At 67.4% G+C, this 20,523-nt stretch carries 17 protein-coding genes and 1 pseudogene; 16 read left to right on the top strand and 2 right to left on the bottom strand.

Annotation, left to right across the window (positions count from 1 at the left end; translation table 11 throughout):
• The 5 genes and pseudogenes from ligD to LE197_RS10030 all read left to right on the top strand — a co-directional run bounded on the left by ligD (nt 1) and on the right by LE197_RS10030 (nt 4,487).
• A complete protein-coding gene (gene ligD / locus LE197_RS10050) occupies nt 1-2,523 on the top strand; it encodes a DNA ligase D (protein WP_226033997.1) in 2,523 nt (840 codons plus the stop codon).
• A gap of 74 nt (nt 2,524-2,597) precedes the next feature.
• Nucleotides 2,598-2,813, top strand: a complete 216-nt coding sequence (locus LE197_RS10045) for a PLDc N-terminal domain-containing protein (RefSeq protein WP_003088893.1) — start codon at nt 2,598-2,600, stop codon at nt 2,811-2,813.
• Nucleotides 2,814-2,832: 19 nt separating this feature from the next.
• Nucleotides 2,833-3,072, top strand: a complete 240-nt coding sequence (locus LE197_RS10040; RefSeq protein WP_003100805.1) for a metallothionein — start codon at nt 2,833-2,835, stop codon at nt 3,070-3,072.
• A 10-nt stretch (nt 3,073-3,082) separates the two neighbouring features.
• Nucleotides 3,083-3,630: pseudogene (locus LE197_RS10035) on the top strand (CinA family protein).
• Nucleotides 3,627-4,487, top strand: a complete 861-nt coding sequence (locus LE197_RS10030; RefSeq protein ID WP_003100806.1) for an SDR family oxidoreductase — start codon at nt 3,627-3,629, stop codon at nt 4,485-4,487. The pseudogene LE197_RS10035 and the gene LE197_RS10030 overlap by 4 nt, the downstream one beginning before the upstream one ends.
• 19 nt (nt 4,488-4,506) lie before the next feature.
• Here the strand turns inward: LE197_RS10030 and LE197_RS10025 are convergent, their stop codons facing one another.
• Entirely contained in the window at nt 4,507-4,695 is a 189-nt protein-coding gene (locus LE197_RS10025) for a hypothetical protein (RefSeq protein WP_003088902.1), read from the bottom strand.
• A 242-nt stretch (nt 4,696-4,937) separates the two neighbouring features.
• Between LE197_RS10025 and LE197_RS10020 the strand changes: the two genes are divergently transcribed.
• Nucleotides 4,938-5,225 carry a DUF2513 domain-containing protein gene (locus LE197_RS10020; protein WP_023109216.1) on the top strand — a complete coding sequence of 96 codons (288 nt, stop codon included), beginning with the start codon at nt 4,938-4,940 and terminating at the stop codon, nt 5,223-5,225.
• Nucleotides 5,226-5,277: 52 nt separating this feature from the next.
• Nucleotides 5,278-7,716 carry a glycogen/starch/alpha-glucan phosphorylase gene (locus tag LE197_RS10015; protein ID WP_226033996.1) on the top strand — a complete coding sequence of 813 codons (2,439 nt, stop codon included), beginning with the start codon at nt 5,278-5,280 and terminating at the stop codon, nt 7,714-7,716.
• 6 nt (nt 7,717-7,722) lie between these two features.
• Here the strand turns inward: LE197_RS10015 and LE197_RS10010 are convergent, their stop codons facing one another.
• Complete coding sequence (locus LE197_RS10010) at nt 7,723-8,121, bottom strand: hypothetical protein (RefSeq protein ID WP_003100818.1); 399 nt, start codon at nt 8,119-8,121, stop codon at nt 7,723-7,725.
• A 498-nt stretch (nt 8,122-8,619) separates the two neighbouring features.
• Here LE197_RS10010 and LE197_RS10005 point away from each other — a divergent pair, with 498 nt between their 5' ends.
• From LE197_RS10005 to glgB, 9 genes are all read left to right on the top strand, one after another.
• Nucleotides 8,620-8,787 (top strand): general stress protein, encoded by a 168-nt coding sequence (locus LE197_RS10005; protein ID WP_003088912.1) that lies wholly within the window; start codon nt 8,620-8,622, stop codon nt 8,785-8,787.
• A gap of 80 nt (nt 8,788-8,867) precedes the next feature.
• Nucleotides 8,868-10,997 carry a catalase HPII gene (katE, locus tag LE197_RS10000; protein WP_003144291.1) on the top strand — a complete coding sequence of 710 codons (2,130 nt, stop codon included), beginning with the start codon at nt 8,868-8,870 and terminating at the stop codon, nt 10,995-10,997.
• A 96-nt stretch (nt 10,998-11,093) separates the two neighbouring features.
• Nucleotides 11,094-11,228: a PSPA7_2676 family Cys-rich small protein gene (locus LE197_RS36805; protein ID WP_003160215.1), complete on the top strand. Its 135-nt coding sequence runs from the start codon at nt 11,094-11,096 to the stop codon at nt 11,226-11,228.
• The gene (locus LE197_RS09995) at nt 11,225-11,716 is read left to right on the top strand and encodes an MgtC/SapB family protein (protein ID WP_003100824.1); all 492 of its coding nucleotides are present in this window, start codon (nt 11,225-11,227) and stop codon (nt 11,714-11,716) included. The genes LE197_RS36805 and LE197_RS09995 overlap by 4 nt, the downstream gene beginning before the upstream one ends.
• Nucleotides 11,717-11,729: 13 nt before the next feature.
• On the top strand, nt 11,730-11,972 hold the full coding sequence (locus tag LE197_RS09990) for a hypothetical protein (RefSeq protein WP_003088922.1): 243 nt from the start codon (nt 11,730-11,732) through the stop codon (nt 11,970-11,972).
• Nucleotides 11,973-11,994: 22 nt separating this feature from the next.
• A complete protein-coding gene (locus LE197_RS09985) occupies nt 11,995-12,876 on the top strand; it encodes a Ku protein (protein ID WP_023109215.1) in 882 nt (293 codons plus the stop codon).
• 143 nt (nt 12,877-13,019) lie between these two features.
• Entirely contained in the window at nt 13,020-15,014 is a 1,995-nt protein-coding gene (locus LE197_RS09980; protein WP_003120192.1) for an alpha-1,4-glucan--maltose-1-phosphate maltosyltransferase, read from the top strand.
• A 10-nt stretch (nt 15,015-15,024) separates the two neighbouring features.
• Entirely contained in the window at nt 15,025-18,327 is a 3,303-nt protein-coding gene (treS, locus tag LE197_RS09975; protein ID WP_003088929.1) for a maltose alpha-D-glucosyltransferase, read from the top strand.
• A complete protein-coding gene (glgB, locus tag LE197_RS09970; RefSeq protein WP_003113646.1) occupies nt 18,324-20,522 on the top strand; it encodes a 1,4-alpha-glucan branching protein GlgB in 2,199 nt (732 codons plus the stop codon). The genes treS and glgB overlap by 4 nt, the downstream gene beginning before the upstream one ends.
• The last annotated feature ends 1 nt before the right edge of the window (nt 20,523 follow it).

Genomic DNA, 20,523 nt, shown 5'->3' with positions numbered 1-20,523 from the left:
ATGCCCAGCAGCAAGCCGCTCGCCGAGTACGCCCGCAAGCGCGATTTCCGCCAGACCCCGGAGCCCAGTGGCCGCAAGCCTCGCAAGGACAGCACCGGGCTGCTCCGCTATTGCGTCCAGAAGCACGACGCCAGCCGCCTGCACTACGACTTCCGCCTGGAGCTGGATGGCACCCTGAAGAGCTGGGCGGTGCCCAAGGGGCCGTGCCTCGACCCGGCGGTGAAGCGGCTCGCGGTGCAGGTTGAGGACCATCCGCTGGACTATGCCGATTTCGAAGGCAGCATCCCCCAGGGGCACTACGGCGCCGGCGATGTCATCGTCTGGGACCGAGGCGCCTGGACGCCTCTGGACGATCCGCGCGAGGGCCTGGAAAAGGGCCATCTCAGCTTCGCCCTGGATGGCGAGAAACTCTCCGGGCGTTGGCACCTGATCCGCACCAACCTGCGCGGCAAGCAGCCCCAGTGGTTCCTGGTCAAGGCCAAGGACGGCGAGGCGCGCAGCCTGGATCGCTTCGACGTGCTGAAGGAGCGTCCCGACAGCGTGCTCAGCGAGCGTACGCTGCTGCCCCGCCATGGCGAAGCCGCCACGCCCGCGGCCAGGCCGGCGCGACGCGGCAAGAGCGGGGGGAAGACGCCGATGCCCGAATGGATCGCCCCCGAGCTGGCCAGCCTGGTCGAGCAGCCTCCGCGAGGGGAGTGGGCCTACGAACTCAAGCTGGACGGCTATCGGCTGATGAGCCGCATCGAAGACGGCCACGTGCGCCTGCTGACCCGCAACGGCCATGACTGGACCGAACGCCTGCCGCACCTGGAGAAGGCCTTGGCCGGGCTCGGTCTGCAGCGCAGTTGGCTGGACGGCGAACTGGTCGTCCTCGACGAGGAGGGTCGACCGGACTTCCAGGCCCTGCAGAACGCCTTCGAGGAAGGTCGCGGCGAGAACATCCTGTACGTCCTCTTCGACCTGCCGTACCACGAAGGCGAGGACCTGCGCGATGTCGCCCTGGAGGAGCGCCGCGCGCGCCTGGAGGCGCTGCTGGAAGGGCGAGACGAAGACCCGCTGCGGTTCTCCGCGACGCTCGCGGAAGACCCCCGCGACCTGCTGGCCAGCGCCTGCAAGCTCGGTCTCGAAGGCGTGATCGGCAAGCGTCTGGGCAGCGCCTACCGTTCGCGCCGCAGCAACGACTGGATCAAGCTGAAGTGCCAGTTGCGCCAGGAGTTCGTGATCGTCGGCTATACCGAGCCGAAGGGCTCTCGCCGGCATATCGGCGCCTTGCTGCTCGGCCTCTACAGCCCTGACGAGGAGCGCCGGCTGCGCTATGCCGGCAAGGTCGGCAGCGGCTTCACCGCGGCCAGCCTGAAGAAGGTCCGTGAGCGCCTGGAACCCCTCGCGGTCCGCTCCAGCCCATTGGCGAAGGTGCCGCCGGCGCGCGAGACCGGGTCGGTGCAGTGGGTGCGCCCGCAACAGCTGTGCGAGGTTTCCTATGCGCAGATGACCCCTGGCGGGATCATCCGCCAGGCAGTGTTCCACGGCTTGCGCGAAGACAAGCCGGCGCGCGAGGTGACCGGCGAGCGTCCCGCCGGCCCGCCGCCGCTGCGCGGCGCGCGCAAGGCCGGCGCCGGTGCGTCGCGGGCGGCCACCGCCGGCGTGCGCATCAGCCATCCGCAGCGGCTGATCGACCCGTCGATCCAGGCCAGCAAGCTGGAACTCGCCGAGTTCCATGCGCGCTACGCCGACCTGCTCCTGCGCGACCTGCGCGAGCGCCCGGTGTCGCTGGTGCGCGGCCCCGACGGAATCGGCGGCGAACTGTTCTTCCAGAAGCACGCGGCGCGCCTGAAGATCCCCGGCATCGTCCAGCTCGACCCGGCGCTCGATCCCGGTCATCCGCCGCTGCTGCAAATCCGCAGCGCCGAGGCGCTGGTCGGCGCGGTGCAGATGGGCAGCATCGAATTCCATACCTGGAACGCCAGCCTGGCCAACCTGGAGCGGCCCGACCGTTTCGTCCTCGACCTCGACCCGGACCCGGCGCTGCCGTGGAAGCGCATGCTCGAAGCGACCCAGCTGAGCCTGACGTTGCTCGACGAGCTGGGCCTGCGCGCCTTCCTCAAGACCAGCGGCGGCAAGGGCATGCACCTGCTGGTGCCGCTGGAGCGCCGGCATGGCTGGGACGAGGTCAAGGATTTCGCCCAGGCCATCTCCCAGCACTTGGCGCGCCTGATGCCGGAGCGTTTCTCGGCGGTTTCCGGGCCGCGCAACCGGGTCGGCAAGATCTTCGTCGACTACCTGCGCAACAGCCGCGGCGCCAGCACCGTGGCCGCCTACTCGGTGCGCGCCCGCGAAGGGTTGCCGGTGTCGGTACCGGTGTTCCGCGAGGAACTCGACTCGCTGCAGGGCGCCAACCAATGGAACCTGCGCAGTCTGCCGCAGCGCCTCGACGAACTCGCCGGCGACGATCCCTGGGCCGACTACGCCGGCACCCGCCAGCGCATCAGCGCGGCTATGCGGCGCCAGCTCGGGCGCGGCTGACCGTCCGCGAAAAAGGCGGAACTCCCCCGGCGCACAGGGCCTCCACCGTGCAACGAGATGCCGAGGAGGCCCCGATGGATACCGCCTACCTGATCCTCGCGCTGCTGGTCCTGTTGCTCCTGGTGGATGCCTGGGCCATCAACAGCGTGCTCCGCAGCGACAGCTCCGCCAGTCGCAAGCTCGGCTGGTCGCTGCTGATCCTGCTCCTGCCCGTGCTCGGCCTGGTCCTCTGGGGCTGGACCGGCCCCCGTGGCTTACGCCCGGTGACCTCGCCGGAACACAGCAAGTGAATCCCACTGGAGACTGCCCATGAACAGCGAAACCTGTGCCTGTCCCAAATGCACCTGCCAGCCCGGCGCCGATGCCGTCGAACGCGACGGCCAGCACTATTGCTGCGCGGCCTGCGCCAGCGGCCACCCCCAGGGCGAGCCGTGTCGCGACGCCGATTGCCCCTGTGGCGGCACCACCCGGCCCCAGGTGGCGGAGGATCGCCAGCTGGACGACGCGTTGAAGGAGACCTTTCCCGCCAGCGACCCGATCTCGCCCTGAGGAGCGTGCCATGCCCGACCTGCAACTCGCGGACGAGGCCTCTCGCCTGGTGGCCTACCTGCGTAGCGCCGACCTCAGCCTGATCACTGCGGAATCCTGTACTGCCGGGCAGATCAGCGCCGAACTGTCGGCGGTGGCCGGCAGCGGCAAGGTGATGGAAGGCGGCTTCGTCGTCTATTCGCCGGCGGCCAAGCTTGCCCTGCTGGGGCTCGACCCGAACTGGCTGGAGCGTTTCAACCTGACCAGCGTGGAGGTCGCCGAGGCCATGGCCAGGGCGGCCCTGCAACGCAGTCCGGCGAGCGCCGCGCTGGCGGTCACGGGGTTGCTCGGCAGTGAAGCGAAGGACGGCATCCCGCCCGGTACCGTGTGCTTCGCCTGGGCCTTCCGGTTGCCCGCCGGCCTCGCCCTGTTCTCGCGCCGCGAGCGCTTCCACGGCGACCCCGCGCGGATGCGCCGGGAAGCCACCCGCTGGGCGCTGCGGCGCCTGCCCGAATTCCATCAACGCGCCTTGCGCGGCGAACGCGCCTGAGGCGTCCGACAGAGAGGAAACCACCATGAGCGAACAGCGACAGACCCTGCCGGCGCAGCACCAGGACCAACGTCCCGGCCACGAAAGCGAGATGCAGCCGAAGCCGGAGTTCGTTTCCGCCGATTACCGTCCGGCGGCCAAGCTGGAGGGTAAGGTGGCCCTGGTCACCGGCGGCGACAGTGGTATCGGCCGCGCGGTGGCGGTGGCTTTCGCCCGCGAGAAGGCGGATGTGGTGCTGGTCTACCTGGATGAGAACGAAGACGCGGCGAAGACCCGCGAGATCATCGAGTCGCTCGGCCGCCAGTGCCTGGCGTTCGCCGGCGACGTCGCCGACGCCGGCTTCTGCCGCCAGGTGGTGGACACGCTAAGGCAGAAATGGGGGCGCCTCGACGTGCTGGTCAACAACGCCGGCGAGCAGCATCCGCAGGCGCGCCTGGAGGACATCAGCGAAGAGCAGTGGGAGAAGACCTTCCGCACCAACATCTTCGGCATGTTCCAGTTGACCAAGGCGGCCCTGCCGCTGATGGGCAAGGGCGGGGCGATCATCAACACCACCTCGATCACCGCCTACAAGGGCAACCCCCAGCTGATCGACTATTCCTCGACCAAAGGCGCGATCACCTCGTTCACCCGGTCGCTGTCGATGAACCTGGTCAACCGCGGCATCCGCGTCAACGCCGTGGCCCCGGGCCCGATCTGGACGCCGCTGATCCCGTCCACCTTCAGCGCCGAGAAGGTCGCCCACTTCGGCGCGGATACGCCGATGGGCCGGCCCGGCCAGCCGGAAGAGCTGGCCGCCAGCTACGTCTACCTGGCCTGTAACGACTCGTCCTACGTCAGCGGCCAGGTGCTGCACGTCAACGGCGGTACGGTAGTCAACGGCTGAGGCGCCCCGGCGGCCGCGTTCACTCGCGTGCCGCCGCCGGCAGCAGGGGGTAGACCCGTACCGCGCTCAGACGCTGCGGGAACAGCAGGGGATAGCAGAGTTGCAGGCGAACGTGCGCCTCGCTGGTGCTGAGGGTTGGCGCGAAAGTGGTGAGCACGGTCCGGCCGGGTTGTCCGGCGTCTGAGAAATGAACCATGAAAGCCTGCATCGGAGCGCTCCTGCCGGGATACGGGAAAGGTCACTGCTCAGTGAAGCTGCGCTCCAGCTCTCGCGCCAGTCCGCACACCGACCGTTGGCAACGGCATTCCTCCCGACTGACGCCGGCGCCCGGCGGTTCCGTCGTGCGGACAGGCGGGCCGCCGGCGAAAAAGAATGAACCATCGCGGCCGCCGCGACTCCGCTTCTAGGTAGCCGGAACGGCCGGCCGCGACGCAGACAAGGAGCATGCCGATGAAACGCGACTGGGGGTTGATCAGGGATCTGCTGGAGCATCTGGAAAGCCTTGGCTTCGGCCAGCACTGGGAAGCACGCGAGCTACCCGGTCATCGCCGCGAGGCGGTGGCCTACCACTTGCAGTTGCTCAACCAGGCGCAACTGCTCTGCGGCAGCGTCCAGCATTCCTGGACCGGCCAGGAGCAATGGGTGGTCCACCACCTGACCCTGGCCGGCCACGACCTGCTCGACCGCCTGCGCCAGGAAAGCGCGGCGGCCGCCGTGCCGGTACGCAAGAGCGCCTGAGAAAACCCCGCAAGCACCGGCCTGCAGCGGCGGGCCGGAAGGAAGCCCGGCGATGCCCGACAGCCAAGACCAGACCCCAAGTGCGGTCCAGACCCTGAAAGCCAGCATCCTCGCCAAACTGCGCTACAGCGTCGGCCGCGCCCCATCCACCGCCTGCCCGCACGACTGGTTCGAAGCGGTGGCCCTGGCGGTGCGCGACCACATCATCGACCACTGGGAGGAGGCCACCCCGCAAGGTGAAGCGCCCGCGCGCAAGCGGGTCTACTACCTGTCCCTGGAGTTCCTCATCGGTCGCCTGTTGCTGGACAACCTCGGCAACCTCGGGCTGCTCGAGGAAACCCGCCAGGCCCTTGCCGAGCTGGGCGTCGACCTGCAGCGGATCGTTGCCCTGGAGCCGGACGCGGCGCTCGGCAACGGCGGCCTCGGACGCCTGGCGGCATGCTTCATGGAAAGCATGGCCAGCCTCGACATTCCCGCGCATGGCTATGGCATCCGCTACGAGCATGGCCTGTTCCGCCAGGTGCTGACCGACGGCTGGCAGCAGGAGCAGACCGAGACCTGGCTGGATTTCGGCAATCCCTGGGAGTTCGAACGACCCGAGGTCAGCTACTACATCGACTTCGGCGGCAGCGTGCAGGTCGACAGCGAGCACAGTGGCCGAGCCATCTGGCGGCCGGACGAGCGGATCCGGGCGATCGCCTACGACACGCCGATCGTCGGCTGGCGGCGTGCCAGCGTCAATACCCTGCGCCTGTGGCGCGCTCGCGCCGAGGAAGACCTGCAACTGGACCGTTTCAACGCCGGCGACCATATCGGCGCGGTGGTCGACGTGGTCAAGGCGGAGAGCATCTCGCGGGTGCTGTATCCGGCAGACAGCACCGAGGCCGGTCAGGAACTGCGCCTGCGCCAGGAGTACTTCTTCGTCTCAGCCTCGCTGCAGGACCTGCTCGACCGCCACCTGCGCCATCATCACGACCTGCGTAGCCTGCCGGAACAGGTGGCGATCCAGCTCAACGACACCCACCCGGCGATCGCCGTCGCCGAGCTGATGCGGCAACTGGTGGACGTGCACCAACTGGCCTGGCCGGACGCCTGGGCGCTGAGCGTGGCGACCTTGTCCTACACCAACCACACGCTGCTCCCGGAAGCCCTGGAATCCTGGCCGGTGGCGCTGATGGAGCGCCTGTTGCCGCGCCACATGCAGATCATCTACCTGATCAATGCCTTCCATATAGACGCGCTGCGTGCCCAGGACATCCACGACTTCGACCTGTTGCGTTCGGTCAGCCTGATCGAGGAGGGCCACGGCCGACGGGTGCGCATGGGCAACCTGGCGTTCCTCGGTTCGCACCAGATCAACGGGGTATCGGCATTGCACACCGAGCTGATGCGCGAAACCGTGTTCCATGACCTGCATCGCCTCTATCCGCAGCGCATCAGCAACAAGACCAACGGCGTGTCGTTCCGCCGCTGGCTGTTCCAGGCCAACCCGGGGTTGACCGAGCTGCTGGTGGAGACCCTCGGCGCCGACCTGCTGGACACCCCGGAACGGCGCCTGCCGGACCTCGAGGAGCACGTCGAGGACGCCAGGCTGCGGGCGCGCTTCGCCGAGCAGCGCCGGCAGAACAAGACCGCCCTGGCGCGCCTGGTGCTGGACAGCCTCGGCGTGGCGATCGAACCGGAAGCGCTGTTCGATGTGCATATCAAGCGTATCCACGAATACAAGCGGCAGTTGCTCAACCTGCTGCACACCGTGGCGCTGTACCAGGAGATCCGCAACGACCCGACCGCCGACCGCGTGCCGCGGGTGAAGATCTTCGCCGGCAAGGCTGCCGCCAGCTACCACCAGGCCAAGCTGATCATCAAGCTGGCCAACGACATCGCCCGCACCATCAACGACGACCCCACCGTGCGCGGCCTGCTCAAGCTGGTGTTCCTGCCCAACTACAACGTCAGCCTGGCCGAGGCGATCATTCCCGCGGCGGACCTCTCCGAGCAGATTTCCACCGCCGGGCTCGAGGCCTCCGGGACCAGCAACATGAAGTTCGCCCTCAACGGCGCGCTGACCATCGGCACCCTGGACGGCGCCAATGTCGAGATGAGCCAGCGGATCGGCCTGGAACACATGTTCATCTTCGGCCTCAGCGCCCAGCAGGTGGAGCAGCGCCGGCAGGCCGGGGAGCTGGAGATGGGCGGGGTGATCGCGGCCTCGCCGCGGCTGGAGGAAGCCCTGGAGGCGATCCGCAGCGGGCTGTTCTCGGCCGACGACCGCAGCCGCTACGAAGGGCTGGTGGACGGCCTGGTGCACGACGACCGCTTCATGCTCTGCGCCGACTTCGAGGCCTACTGGCATGCGCAGTGCCGGGTCGAGGAAGTCTGGCGCGAGCCCGATCGCTGGTGGCGCTCGGCGTTGCTCAACGTGGCGCGGATCGGCTGGTTCAGCGCCGACCGGACGATCAGCGAATACGCCCGGGATATCTGGAAGCTATGAAGGGCCTTACCAGAAGCCGGCCGGGTGACGGCGTTCGGGGCCCTCCAGGCGAAGGTCGAAGGCGCGGCGGAAGAATACCGCCAGCTCGCTGTCCAGCACCATCGGGTTGATCGACGCCAGCTCGGCCGGCAGGCTGTGCCATTCCTGGGCCCCGGCCAGGTACTGGCGATGGATGACCCGCTCGCCGGGAATCGCCAGCAGGCTGTAGTGGCTTTTCTCGCCTCCCGGCTCGCCGACTTCCAGGCGCAGGCGAGGATGGCCGTCCTCGTCGAGGTCGAGGTCCACGTTGCAGTCCAGGCCGTAGCTGCGCGCCTCTTCGCAGGAGTCGACGAAAAGCGGTTTCGCCACCTGTTCGACGAGAGAAATGAAATAGTGCTGGAATCGCACTTCGTCACTGTTTTCCATGGCGAGTTCCATTTGTTTTAAAGTTCGACGATTAATTATTGAATGGGTCTATCGGAATGTCAGGGGTTGCAATAGAAAAGAATAATTAAGTGCCTCCGCCTGGGCATTCTTCGGTATTCGCTCCATGATATTTGGGGTAGGGTTCCTGATCACTGTCTCCCGGTTCGAAATTCCATTCATGGCAATCGCGATCGGGTTCTTCGTTGCTTACCACGGGATCGCTGTAGGCCGGATGCTCGTAGGGTTTCATGGTGCTCCTCCGAGATGTGCGGGCTTTCATCTGACGCAATTCGGGGATTCCTGTCAATGCTGGCAATGGAATAAGGCAAGGATCTTTGAACCCTATGGATTGCGCTCGAAACATGCTGGCAAAGCGCTTCGCTTTCATTCGCTGAAAATAATCTGAACCACTGGCGAAACACCCTCTCAGAGTTAGGGCATGCGCAACGCATGCGTCCATGAAATCTGTTCTGAAGAGATTATTCGGAGGAAATAGAAATGGCACAACATCAAGGTGGTAAAGGCAACTTCGCGGAAGACCCGAAACGTGCTTCGGAGGCCGGCAAGAAGGGCGGCCAGGCCAGCGGCGGCAACTTCAAGAACGATCCGCAGCGGGCCTCCGAGGCTGGCAAGAAAGGTGGCCAGCGCAGCCACGGCGGGAACTGATAACCGCGCAGTGAAGTGAATGGGGCGGAGCAGGGAGGCATCCGCCCCATTTTCATGCCCAGGATGAGGAGAGGAAACCGATGAGCGAGCAGAATAACGAGCAGCGCAGCCAGGCGGCCGGCACCGACACCGTCGACCGTGGCAACAGCAACGCCAAGCTGGAACAGCTGGAGGCCTATCGCGAGGACGCCACCGGAGAGGCCCTGAGCACCAATACCGGCACCCGCATCGCCGATAACCAGAACACCCTGAAGGCCGGCGAGCGCGGACCGTCGTTGCTCGAAGACTTCATCATGCGCGAGAAGATCACCCACTTCGACCACGAGCGCATTCCCGAGCGCGTGGTCCACGCTCGTGGCTCGGCGGCGCATGGCTACTTCGAGGCCTACGAGGACCTCAGCGACCTGACCAAGGCCGGCTTCCTCGCCGAGGCGGGCAAGCGTACCCCGGTCTTCGTGCGTTTCTCCACCGTGCAGGGGCCGCGCGGGTCCGCGGATACGGTGCGTGACGTACGCGGCTTCGCCGTGAAGTTCTATACCGACGAAGGCAACTTCGACCTGGTCGGCAACAACATGCCGGTGTTCTTCATCCAGGATGCGATCAAGTTCCCGGACTTCGTCCATGCGGTGAAACCCGAACCGCACAACGAGATTCCCACCGGAGCGTCTGCCCACGACACCTTCTGGGACTTCGTTTCGCTGACCCCGGAGTCGGCGCACATGGTCATGTGGCTGATGTCCGATCGCGCCATTCCGATCGCCTACCGCAACATGCAGGGCTTCGGCGTGCACACCTTCCGCCTGGTCAACGCGGCCGGCGAGAGCGTGCTGGTCAAGTTCCACTGGCGACCGAAGTCCGGGACCTGCTCGCTGGTCTGGGACGAGGCGCAGAAGCTCGCCGGCAAGGACCCCGACTTCAACCGGCGGACCCTCTGGGAGGACATCGAGAAGGGCGACTATCCCGAATGGGAGCTGGGCCTGCAGGTGATCCCGGAGAACCAGCAGGACAGCTTCGACTTCGACCTGCTCGACCCCACCAAGCTGGTGCCCGAGGAGTTGGTGCCGGTAAGGGTGGTGGGGCGGATGGTACTCAACCGCAACCCCGACAATTTCTTCGCCGAGACCGAACAGGTGGCGTTCCACGTCGGCCACGTGGTCCCCGGAATCGACTTCACCAACGACCCGCTGTTGCAGGGTCGGCTGTTCTCCTATACCGACACCCAACTGCTGCGCCTGAGCGGGCCGAACTTCAACGAAATCCCGATCAACCGCCCGCTGTGTCCGTTCCACAACAACCAGCGCGACGCGCCGCACCGGCAGACCATCAACCGCGGCCGGGCTTCCTATGAACCGAACTCGATCGACGGCGGCTGGCCGAAGGAAACCCCGCCGGCGGCGCGCAACGGCGGCTTCTCCACCTACCACGAGCCGGTCAGCGGCAGCAAGCTGCGCAAGCGCGCCGACTCCTTCGCCGATCATTTCAGCCAGGCCGCATTGTTCTGGCACAGCATGAGCGAGGCCGAGCAGGCGCATATCGTCGCCGCCTACAGCTTCGAACTGTCCAAGGTCGAGCGGCAATCGATCCGTGAGCGCGAAGTCAACCAGATACTCCTCAACATCGATCCGCAACTGGCCGCCAGGGTCGCGGCGAACGTCGGTGTGCAGCTCGCCGCGCCGGCCAACCCGGCACCGCAGCCGAAGCCGTCGCCGGCGCTGAGCCAGATGAACCTGCTGTCCGGCGACATCCGTTCGCGCAAGGTGGCGATCCTGATCGCCGACGGCGTCGCCGAGAGCGACGTCAGCGACCTACGCGACGCGCTCCGCCAGGAGGGCGCGGACGCCAAGCTGATCGCGCCCAGCGCTTCGCCGGTGCAGGCCGAAAACGGTGCCGAACTGATCCCGGAGGGAACCTGGGACGGCCTGCCGTCGGTAGCCTTCGACGCGGTCTTCGTGCCTGGTGGCGCGGCCAGCAGCCAGGCCATCGGCGCGGACGGACGCGGCCTGCACTACCTGCTGGAAGCCTACAAGCACCTGAAGCCAGTGGCCTTCGCTGGCGATGCCCAGGCGCTGGCCAGCCAGCTTTCGTTGCCTGGCGACCCCGGCGTGGTGCTCGGCGCCACGGCCACCGATGTCTTCCCCGGTCTGCGCCAGGCATTGATGCAGCACCGGATCTGGCAGCGCGAGGCGGCGACCAAGGCGATCCCCGCCTGAGGAGCGCCGCTGGCGAATCCGATCGCACCTTCCCGTCGTCTCGTCGGTCACAGCTGGAAAGGGCGGCTGGCCGAGCGATTCGGCGGGAGGACCCGGATGACCTTGCGTTGCCTGATAGGCGGTTGCGACTGGTGCCGGCAACCGGCGTTGCGACTGGGTGAGGAAACCTTCGACTGCGAGCGCTGCCTGCGTTGCGGTGCCCTGCGCTACAGCGAGATACAACGCCGATGAGCGCCTGGGAGACGTTGTGGAAGATCCTCGGCGAGGAGTTCGCCGATCTCGCCGACTTCGAGCAGACCGCCCGCGCCGCGTTGCGCCTGCTGCTGGCGGCGGCGCTCGGCGCGGTACTCGGCTACGAGCGCGAGCAGAGCGGCAAGGCCGCCGGCCTGCGCACGCACATGCTGGTAACCCTCGGCGCGGCGCTGTTCGTCATGCCGCTGCAATTGCAGAGTGGCGGGGCGGACGCGCTGAGCCGGGTGATCCAGGGCACCGTCGCCGGCATCGGCTTCCTCTGCGCCGGCACCATCCTCAAGGCAGGTCGGGAAAGCCGGGTCAGGGGCCTGACCACCGCGGCGGGTCTCTGGGCCAGCACCGCCATAGGCGTCGCGGTCGGACTTGGTCACCAGGGTACCGCGGTGCTCGGGACGGTCCTGGCGCTACTGGTGCTGCATGTCCTGGCCTGCCTGAACCGTTCGCCGCCATCTTCCGATAGCCATTGAGGAGAGTTCCGTCATGTTCAAGGACTTCGACGCCTGTACCGCCTGGACCGACGCGATGCAGGAGCGCTGCCAGCCGGTCGGCCTGATCCTCTATCAGCCCAAGCGGCGTGGCGCGGCGGTACGCATGCTGTGGGTAGTGACCCCGGGTTGCAGTTGCCTGAGCGACGCCGAGACCGCCGCCGACAACCTGCTCCAGCGCATCACCGACATCGCCGCCGACGGCCGCGTGCGTTACGCGGACGGCGGCACGCTGTAACCATCAAGAGGAGGAAACCGGCATGGCGCGTGCGATCTGGAAAGGCGCGATCAGCTTCGGCCTGGTGCATATACCGGTGAGCCTGTCGGCGGCGACCTCGTCGCAGGGCATCGATTTCGACTGGCTCGACCAGCGCAGCATGGAGCCGGTCGGCTACAAGCGGGTGAACAAGGTCACCGGCAAGGAGATCGAGCGCGAGAACATCGTCAAGGGCGTGGAGTACGAAAAGGGCCGCTACGTGGTGCTGAGCGAGGAAGAAATCCGCGCGGCGCATCCCAAGTCGACCCAGACCATCGAGATCTTCGCTTTCGTCGATAGCCAGGAAATTCCCCTGCAGCACTTCGATACCCCGTACTACCTGGCCCCCGACCGGCGCGGAGGCAAGGTCTACGCGCTGCTCCGGGAGACCCTGGAGCGCACCGGCAAGGTCGCCCTGGCCAACGTCGTCCTGCACACCCGCCAGCACCTGGCGCTCCTGCGGCCTCTGCAGGACGCCCTGGTGCTGATCACCCTGCGCTGGCCGTCGCAGGTGCGCAGCCTGGATGGCCTGGAGCTGGACGAAAGCGTCACCGAGGCGAAACTCGACAAGCGCGAGCTGGAGATGGCCAAGCGCCTGGTGGAGGACATGGCCTCCCACTGGGAGCCGGACGAATACAAGGACAGCTTCAGCGAAAAGATCATGAAGCTGGTCGAGGAAAAGGCCGCCAAGGGCCAGCTGCACGCGGTGGAGGAAGAGGAGGAGGTGGCTGGCAAGGGCGCCGACATCATCGATCTCACCGACCTGCTCAAGCGCAGCCTGCGTTCCCGCGCCGGCGGCGGCAAGGACAAGGGCAGCGAAAAGGCCGGGGCCGACGCGAAGGGTCGCGCCAAGTCCGGTGCCTCGCGTTCGCGGCGCAAGGCCTGAGGCGAGCCGCTGGGTAAATCAACCTGAACCAATCGGTCGCCGGCGGGCTCGGAATCAATGACCGTCCGCGCCGCCGGCCATTCGAGGCCGGCGGAAGCCTCGCGACCCATCGCCGAACCCACGTCCCGGAGGAGCGCGCCTCGATGAGTTCGATTGTCCGCAACAGCGACGATGATCCGCTGGTCATCGCCATCCAGCAGCCCCGTATCGCCATCGAGTCGGTCAGCCCTGTGGTGGAAGAGGGTGCCTATCCCGCGAAGACCGAGAGCGACCGCGACCTGCGCCTGGCCGCGCGAATCTTCGCCGATGGCCATGAGGTACTCGGTGCCGAGGTGGTCTGGCGGCGTGTCGGGGAAACCGCGGAGCGGCGCCTGCCGCTGCTGCCCGAAGGCAACGATTTCTGGAGCGCGCAGTTGCGCACGCCGCCCTGCGGCCGCCTGTACTTCCGTATCGAGGCCTGGATCGACCGTTTTGCCGGCTACCGCCGCGAATTGCGTGCCAAGCATGGCGCACGCCTGCCGCTGGACCTGGAGCTGCGCGAGGGCGACGAACTGCTGCAGCGCTGCGCCGAGCGCGGCGGTCCGGAGATCGCCGCCGCCTGTGCGCCGCTGGCCGAACGCCTGCAGGCCTGCCAGAGCGTCGAGGAGCGGGTGGCGCTGTGGCTGGCGGCGCAGACCGGCGAACTGTTGCGTCTGGTCGGCCCGCGCGAGCACCTGGTGCGCAGCCGCGAATACCCGGTGGAGGTGGAGCGACCGCTGGCGCGCTTCGCCAGTTGGTACGAGCTGTTCCCTCGCTCGGAAAGCGGCGACCCGACACGCCACGGTACCTTCGACGACGTGATCCGGCGCCTGCCGCAGATCGCCGCGATGGGCTTCGACGTTCTCTATTTCCCGCCGATCCACCCCATCGGCCGCACCCATCGCAAGGGCCGCAACAATTCCTTGCGTGCCGAGGCCGGCGACCCCGGCAGCCCGTATGCGATCGGCAGCGAGGATGGCGGCCACGAGGCGATCCATCCCGAACTGGGCGACCGCGAGGATTTCCGCCGGCTGCTCGTTGCGGTGCGCGAGCACGGCATGGAACTGGCGCTGGACTTCGCCATCCAGTGCTCCCCCGACCACCCCTGGCTGCGCGAGCATCCCGGCTGGTTCGCCTGGCGTCCGGACGGTAGCTTGCGCTACGCGGAGAACCCGCCGAAGAAGTACGAGGACATCGTCAACGTCGACTTCTACGCCGAACAGGCCCTGCCGAGCCTGTGGGAAGCCTTGCGCGACGTGGTGCTGGGCTGGGTCGAGCAGGGCGTGACGCTGTTTCGCGTCGACAACCCGCACACCAAGCCACTGCCGTTCTGGGAGTGGCTGATCGCCGAGGTGCGCGGCCGCCATCCGCAGGTGATCTTCCTTTCCGAGGCGTTCACCCGCCCGGCGATGATGGCGCGCCTGGGCAAGGTCGGCTTCAGCCAGAGCTACACCTATTTCACCTGGCGCAACGACAAGCAGGAACTGGCGGAGTACTTCGCCGAACTCAACCAGCCACCCTGGCGCGACTGCTACCGGCCGAACTTCTTCGTCAACACCCCGGACATCAATCCCTGGTTCCTGCAACGCTCCGGCCGCCCCGGCTTCCTCATCCGTGCCGCCCTGGCGACCATGGGGTCGGGGCTGTGGGGCATGTACTCCGGCTTCGAGCTGTGCGAGGCGGCGGCCTTGCCGGGCAAGGAGGAGTACCTCGACTCGGAGAAATACCAATTGCGTCCGCGCGACTACCAGGCGCCGGGCAACATCGTCGCCGAGATCGCCCGGCTCAACCGCATCCGCCGGGAAAACCCGGCATTGCAGACGCACCTCGGGTTCCAGGCCTACAACGCCTGGAACGACCGCATCCTGTATTTCGGCAAGCGCACCGCGGACCTCGCCAACTTCGTCCTGGTGGCGGTCTGCCTGGACCCGCACGAAGCCCAGGAGGCGCATTTCGAACTGCCGCTGTGGGAGTTCGGCCTGCCCGACGACGCCAGCCTCCAGGGCGAGGACCTGATGAACGGGCATCGCTGGGTCTGGCACGGCAAGGTCCAGTGGATGCGCATCGAACCCTGGCACCTGCCGTTCGGCATCTGGCGCGTGCGGCGCGTCGACGCATAAGGAGAAACCCATGGCCAGACGCGAGAAACCGGTCTTTCTCAACGACCCGCAATGGTACAAGGACGCGGTGATCTACCAGGTCCACGTGAAATCCTTCTACGACGCCAACAACGATGGCATCGGCGACTTCGCCGGGCTGATCGAGAAGCTCGACTACATCGCCGACCTCGGCGTGAACACTCTCTGGCTGCTGCCGTTCTACCCGTCGCCACGCCGCGACGACGGCTACGACATCGCCCAGTACCGTGGCGTGCACAGCGACTACGGCAGCCTCGCCGACGCCCGCCGGTTCATCGCCGAGGCCCATCGACGCGGTCTGCGGGTGATTACCGAGCTGGTGATCAACCACACCTCCGACCAGCATCCCTGGTTCATCCGCGCCCGCCACGCGAAGAAGGGATCGCGCGCCCGCGACTACTACGTCTGGTCGGACAGCGACGAGAAATACCAGGGTACGCGGATCATCTTCATCGACACCGAGCAGTCCAACTGGACCTGGGACCCGGTAGCCCAACAGTACTACTGGCACCGCTTCTATTCCCACCAGCCGGACCTGAACTTCGACAACCCGCAGGTCCTGCGCGAGGTGCTCGGGGTGATGCGCTACTGGCTGGACATGGGCGTCGACGGCCTGCGCCTGGACGCGATTCCCTACCTGATCGAACGCGACGGCACCAGCAGCGAGAACCTGCCGGAGACCCACCAGGTGCTCAAGCGCATCCGCGCCGAGCTGGACGCGCACTATCCCGACCGCATGCTGCTGGCCGAGGCCAACCAGTGGCCGGAAGACACCCGGCCGTACTTCGGCGGCGAGGATGGCGGCGAGGGCGACGAATGCCACATGGCCTTCCACTTCCCGCTGATGCCGCGCATGTACATGGCCATCGCCCAGGAGGATCGCTATCCGATCACCGACATCCTGCGCCAGACCCCGGACATCCCGGCCAATTGCCAATGGGCGATCTTCCTGCGCAACCACGACGAGCTGACCCTGGAGATGGTCACCGACGACGAGCGCGACTATCTCTGGAACCACTATGCCGCCGACCGCCGCGCGCGCCTCAACCTGGGCATCCGCCGGCGCCTGGCGCCGCTGGTGGAGCGTGACCGGCGGCGCATCGAGCTGCTGCACAGCCTGCTGTTGTCGATGCCGGGCACGCCGACCCTGTACTACGGCGACGAGATCGGCATGGGCGACAACATCTACCTCGGCGACCGCGACGGCGTGCGGACCCCGATGCAGTGGTCGGTGGACCGCAACGGCGGCTTCTCCCGCGCCGACCCGGCGAAGCTGGTGCTGCCGCCGATTCTCGACCCGCTGTACGGCTACCAGACGATCAACGTCGAGGCGCAGGCGCGCGACCCGCATTCGCTGCTCAACTGGATGCGCCGCCTGCTCGCCGTGCGCAGCCAGCAGAAGGCCTTCGGCCGCGGCAGCCTGAAGATGCTCGCGCCGAGCAACCGACGGATCCTCGCCTACCTGCGCGAATACGCCGAGGGCGAACGGCAGGACAGCATCCTCTGCGTGGCCAACCTGTCGCGCGCGGCCCAGGCGGTGGAACTGGACCTCGCCAGCCATGCCGGCAAGGTGCCGGTGGAGATGATCGGCGGCATGTCGTTCCCGCCGATCGGCGAGCTGACCTACCTGCTGACCCTGCCGCCCTACGGCTTCTACTGGTTCTACCTGGCCGACGCGACGCAGATGCCGAGCTGGCACGTGGCCGCCGACGAGCGCCTGCCGGAACTGCCGACCCTGGTGGTCAAGCAGCGCCTCGGCGAGCTGCTGCAGGGCGCATCGCGGAACATCCTGGAAGGCGAGACGCTGCCGGCCTACCTGCCGAAGCGCCGCTGGTTCGCCGGCGAGAAAGGCCAGCCACGGCTCTGCTACATCGTTCCGCTGGACGAGGCGGAGCCGCGCTGTGCGTTGTGCGAAGTGGAGATCGACGGGCTGCGCTACCAGTTGCCGTTGGGCTTCCTCGACGCCGACCAGCGCGGCGACAGCCTGCCTCAGTTGCTGGCCCTGGCGCGCCTGCGGCGCGGTCGCAAGGTCGGCCTGCTGACCGACGCCGCCAGCCTGCCGCTGTTCGCCCGCAAGGTCCTCGCGCAACTCCGCGCCGAGGCGGTGATCGCCCACGGCGACGGCGAGATCCAGTTCATCCCGGCGGCGGGACTGGCGGAAATGGACGACATCGCCGACGAAGACGTCCTGCCGTTCTCGGTGGAGCAGTCCAACAGCTCGATCCGCTTCGGCGAGCGCATGGTCCTCAAGGTGCTGCGCAAGATCCTTCCGGGGCTGCACCCGGAAATCGAGGTCGGCGGCTACCTGACCCGCCACGGCTACCCCGGCATCGCCCCGTTGCTCGGCGAGGTACGGCGGGTCGGCGCGGATGGCGAGCCGCACACGCTGATGATCCTGCAGGGCTACCTGAACAACCAGGGCGACGCCTGGAACTGGACCCTGGACAACCTGGAGCGAGCCGTGCGCGACGAGATATCCGCGGCCAGCGAGGCGCTCGAAGGGCAATACGACAGCCTCGCCGAACTGCGCGGCTTCGCCGCCAACCTCGGCGCCCGGCTCGGCGAGATGCACAGCGTACTGGCCGGCGAGTCGGACGATCCGGCCTTCGGCAGCCGCGAGAGCGACGAAGCCAGCGTCCAGGCCTGGGCGCTGCGCATCGCCGAACAGTTGCGCGAAGCCGGCAAACGCCTGAGCGAGCCGCCACGGCCGTTGCAGGGCGAGGCGGCGGAACAGGCGCGGCGCCTGCTGGAACGCCTGCCGGCGCTGCTCGAACGCCTGCCGCTGCTGGCCCGGCAGGCAGCCGGCGGGCTGCTGATCAGGGTTCACGGCGACCTGCACCTGGGCCAGGTGCTGATGGTCCAGGGCGACGCACGCTTCATCGACTTCGAGGGCGAGCCGGCGCGCAGCCTGGAAGAGCGCCGCCAGCGTCACAGTCCGATGAAGGACGTCGGCGGCATGCTGCGCTCGTTCGACTACGCGGCGGCGATGGTCCTGCGCAACGCGCAGAGCACCGATAGCTCGGAACAGGCCGACAGCGCCCGGCGCAAGGTCGCCATGCGCTATCGCAGCGAAGCCCGCGATGCCTTCCTGGCCGGCTATCGGGCCGCCGCGGCGGGTCTCATGCACGCCTGGCACGGTCGCGAAGGCGAAGGGGCGGCGCTGGCCCTGGCCTGCCTGGAAAAGGCCGCCTACGAACTGCTCTACGAAGCCGACTACCGCCCCGACTGGCTGGAAGTGCCTCTCGCCGGTCTGGCCGAACTCACCGAACACCTCCTGAAGGGCAAGAACCGATGAGCGAACCGATGTCCGAACGCGAACGCTGGCAACTGGAGCTGGACAAGCTGCAGCGCGGCCTGCAGGGCGATCCATTCGCCTTCCTCGGCCCGCAGCGCGACCCCGGCGGCGAAGGCGGCGTGCTGCGCGCCTACCTGCCCGGCGCGCAGCGCGTCGAGCTGCTCGACGAAGACGGCGCGACGCTCGCCGAACTGGAGCAGAGCGACCCCGGCAGCGGCTTGTTCCAGCGCCACCTGGAGCGCCTGCCACCGCGCTACCGCCTGCGCGTGCACTGGCCGGACGGCGTGCAGGAAAGCGAAGACCCCTATGCCTTCGGGCCGTTGCTCGGCGAACTCGACCTCTACCTGTTCGCCGAAGGCAACCACCGCCAACTGGCCTCCTGCCTGGGCGCGCAACTGACCCGTCACGAAGGCGTGGAGGGCGTGCGCTTCGCAGTCTGGGCGCCGAACGCCGTGCGCGTCTCGGTGGTCGGCGATTTCAACGGCTGGGACGGGCGCCGTCACCCGATGCGACGACGCTATCCATCCGGCGTCTGGGAACTGTTCGTCCCGCGCCTCGGCGAGGGCGAACTGTACAAGTACGAGTTGCAGGGCCACGACGGCCTCCTGCCGCTGAAGGCCGACCCCCTGGCGCTGGCCTGCGAGACGCCGCCCGGGACTGCTTCGAAGACCTGCGCGGCGTTGCGCCACGAGTGGCGCGACCAGGACTGGCTGGCCCGGCGCGCGGAGCGCCAGGGCTATGCGGCACCGCTGTCGATCTACGAAGTCCACGCCGGCTCCTGGCGCCACCGCGACGGCCGGCCGCCGCACTGGTCGGAACTGGCGGAGGAGCTGATTCCCTACGTGCGCCAGCTCGGCTTCACCCATATCGAGCTGATGCCGGTGATGGAACATCCCTTCGGCGGCTCCTGGGGCTACCAGCCGCTCGGGTTGTTCGCCCCCACCGCGCGCTACGGCACGCCGGAGGACTTCGCCGCGTTCGTCGACGCCTGCCACCAGGCCGGCATCGGCGTGATCCTCGACTGGGTGCCGGCGCATTTTCCCACCGACGCCCACGGCCTGGGCCGTTTCGACGGCACGGCGCTGTACGAGTACGAACATCCCTTCGAAGGCTTCCACCAGGACTGGGATACCTACATCTACAACCTTGGCCGCAGCGAGGTGCACGGCTTCATGCTGGCCTCGGCGCTGCACTGGCTGCGCACCTACCACGTCGACGGCCTGCGGGTGGATGCGGTGGCCTCGATGCTCTATCGCGACTATTCGCGCAAGGAAGGCGAATGGCTGCCGAACCGCCATGGCGGCCGGGAGAACCTGGAGGCCATCGACTTCCTCCATCACCTCAACCAGGTGGTCGCCAGCGAAACCCCCGGCGCGCTGGTGATCGCCGAGGAATCCACCGCCTGGCCCGGCGTCAGCCGTCCGGTGGCGGAGGGCGGCCTGGGCTTCAGCCATAAGTGGAACATGGGCTGGATGCACGACAGCCTGGCGTACATCGGCGAAGACCCGCTGCACCGGCGCTATCACCACCACCAGTTGACCTTCGGCCTGCTCTACGCCTTCTCCGAGCATTTCATCCTGCCGATCTCCCACGACGAGGTGGTACATGGCAAGCACTCGCTACTGGACAAGATGCCCGGCGACCGCTGGCAGAAGTTCGCCAACCTGCGCCTGTACCTGAGCTTCATGTGGTCGCACCCGGGCAAGAAGCTGCTGTTCATGGGATGCGAGTTCGGCCAGTGGCGCGAGTGGAACCACGACGGCGAACTGGACTGGTACCTGCTGCGCTATCCGGAGCATCAGGGCGTACAGGACCTGGTGGCGGCCCTCAACCGGCTGTACCGCGAACTCCCCGCACTGCATGCGCGCGACGGCGAGGCGCTCGGCTTCGAATGGCTGATCGGCGACGACCAGGCGAACAGTGTCTACGCCTGGCTGCGCCACGCGGCCGGCGAGCCATCGCTGCTGGCGGTACACAATTTCACCCCGGTGCCGCGCCAGGGCTATCGGATCGGCGTACCGCAAGGCGGCGACTGGGACGTGCTGCTCAATAGCGACGCCCAGGCGTTCGCCGGTTCCGGCGCAGGCAGCCAGGGCCGCGTCTCCAGCGAGTCGTGCGGCGCCCATGGCCAGGCGCAGTCGCTGGTGCTCGACCTGCCGCCGCTGGGCACGCTGCTGCTGCGTCCGGCCGGCTGAT

Source organism: Pseudomonas sp. PS1(2021), from assembly GCF_020405165.1.
Taxonomy (GTDB): domain Bacteria; phylum Pseudomonadota; class Gammaproteobacteria; order Pseudomonadales; family Pseudomonadaceae; genus Pseudomonas; species Pseudomonas aeruginosa.
Note: the sequence above shows the minus strand (reverse complement) of the source record. Positions and strands in the feature narration are given on the sequence as shown.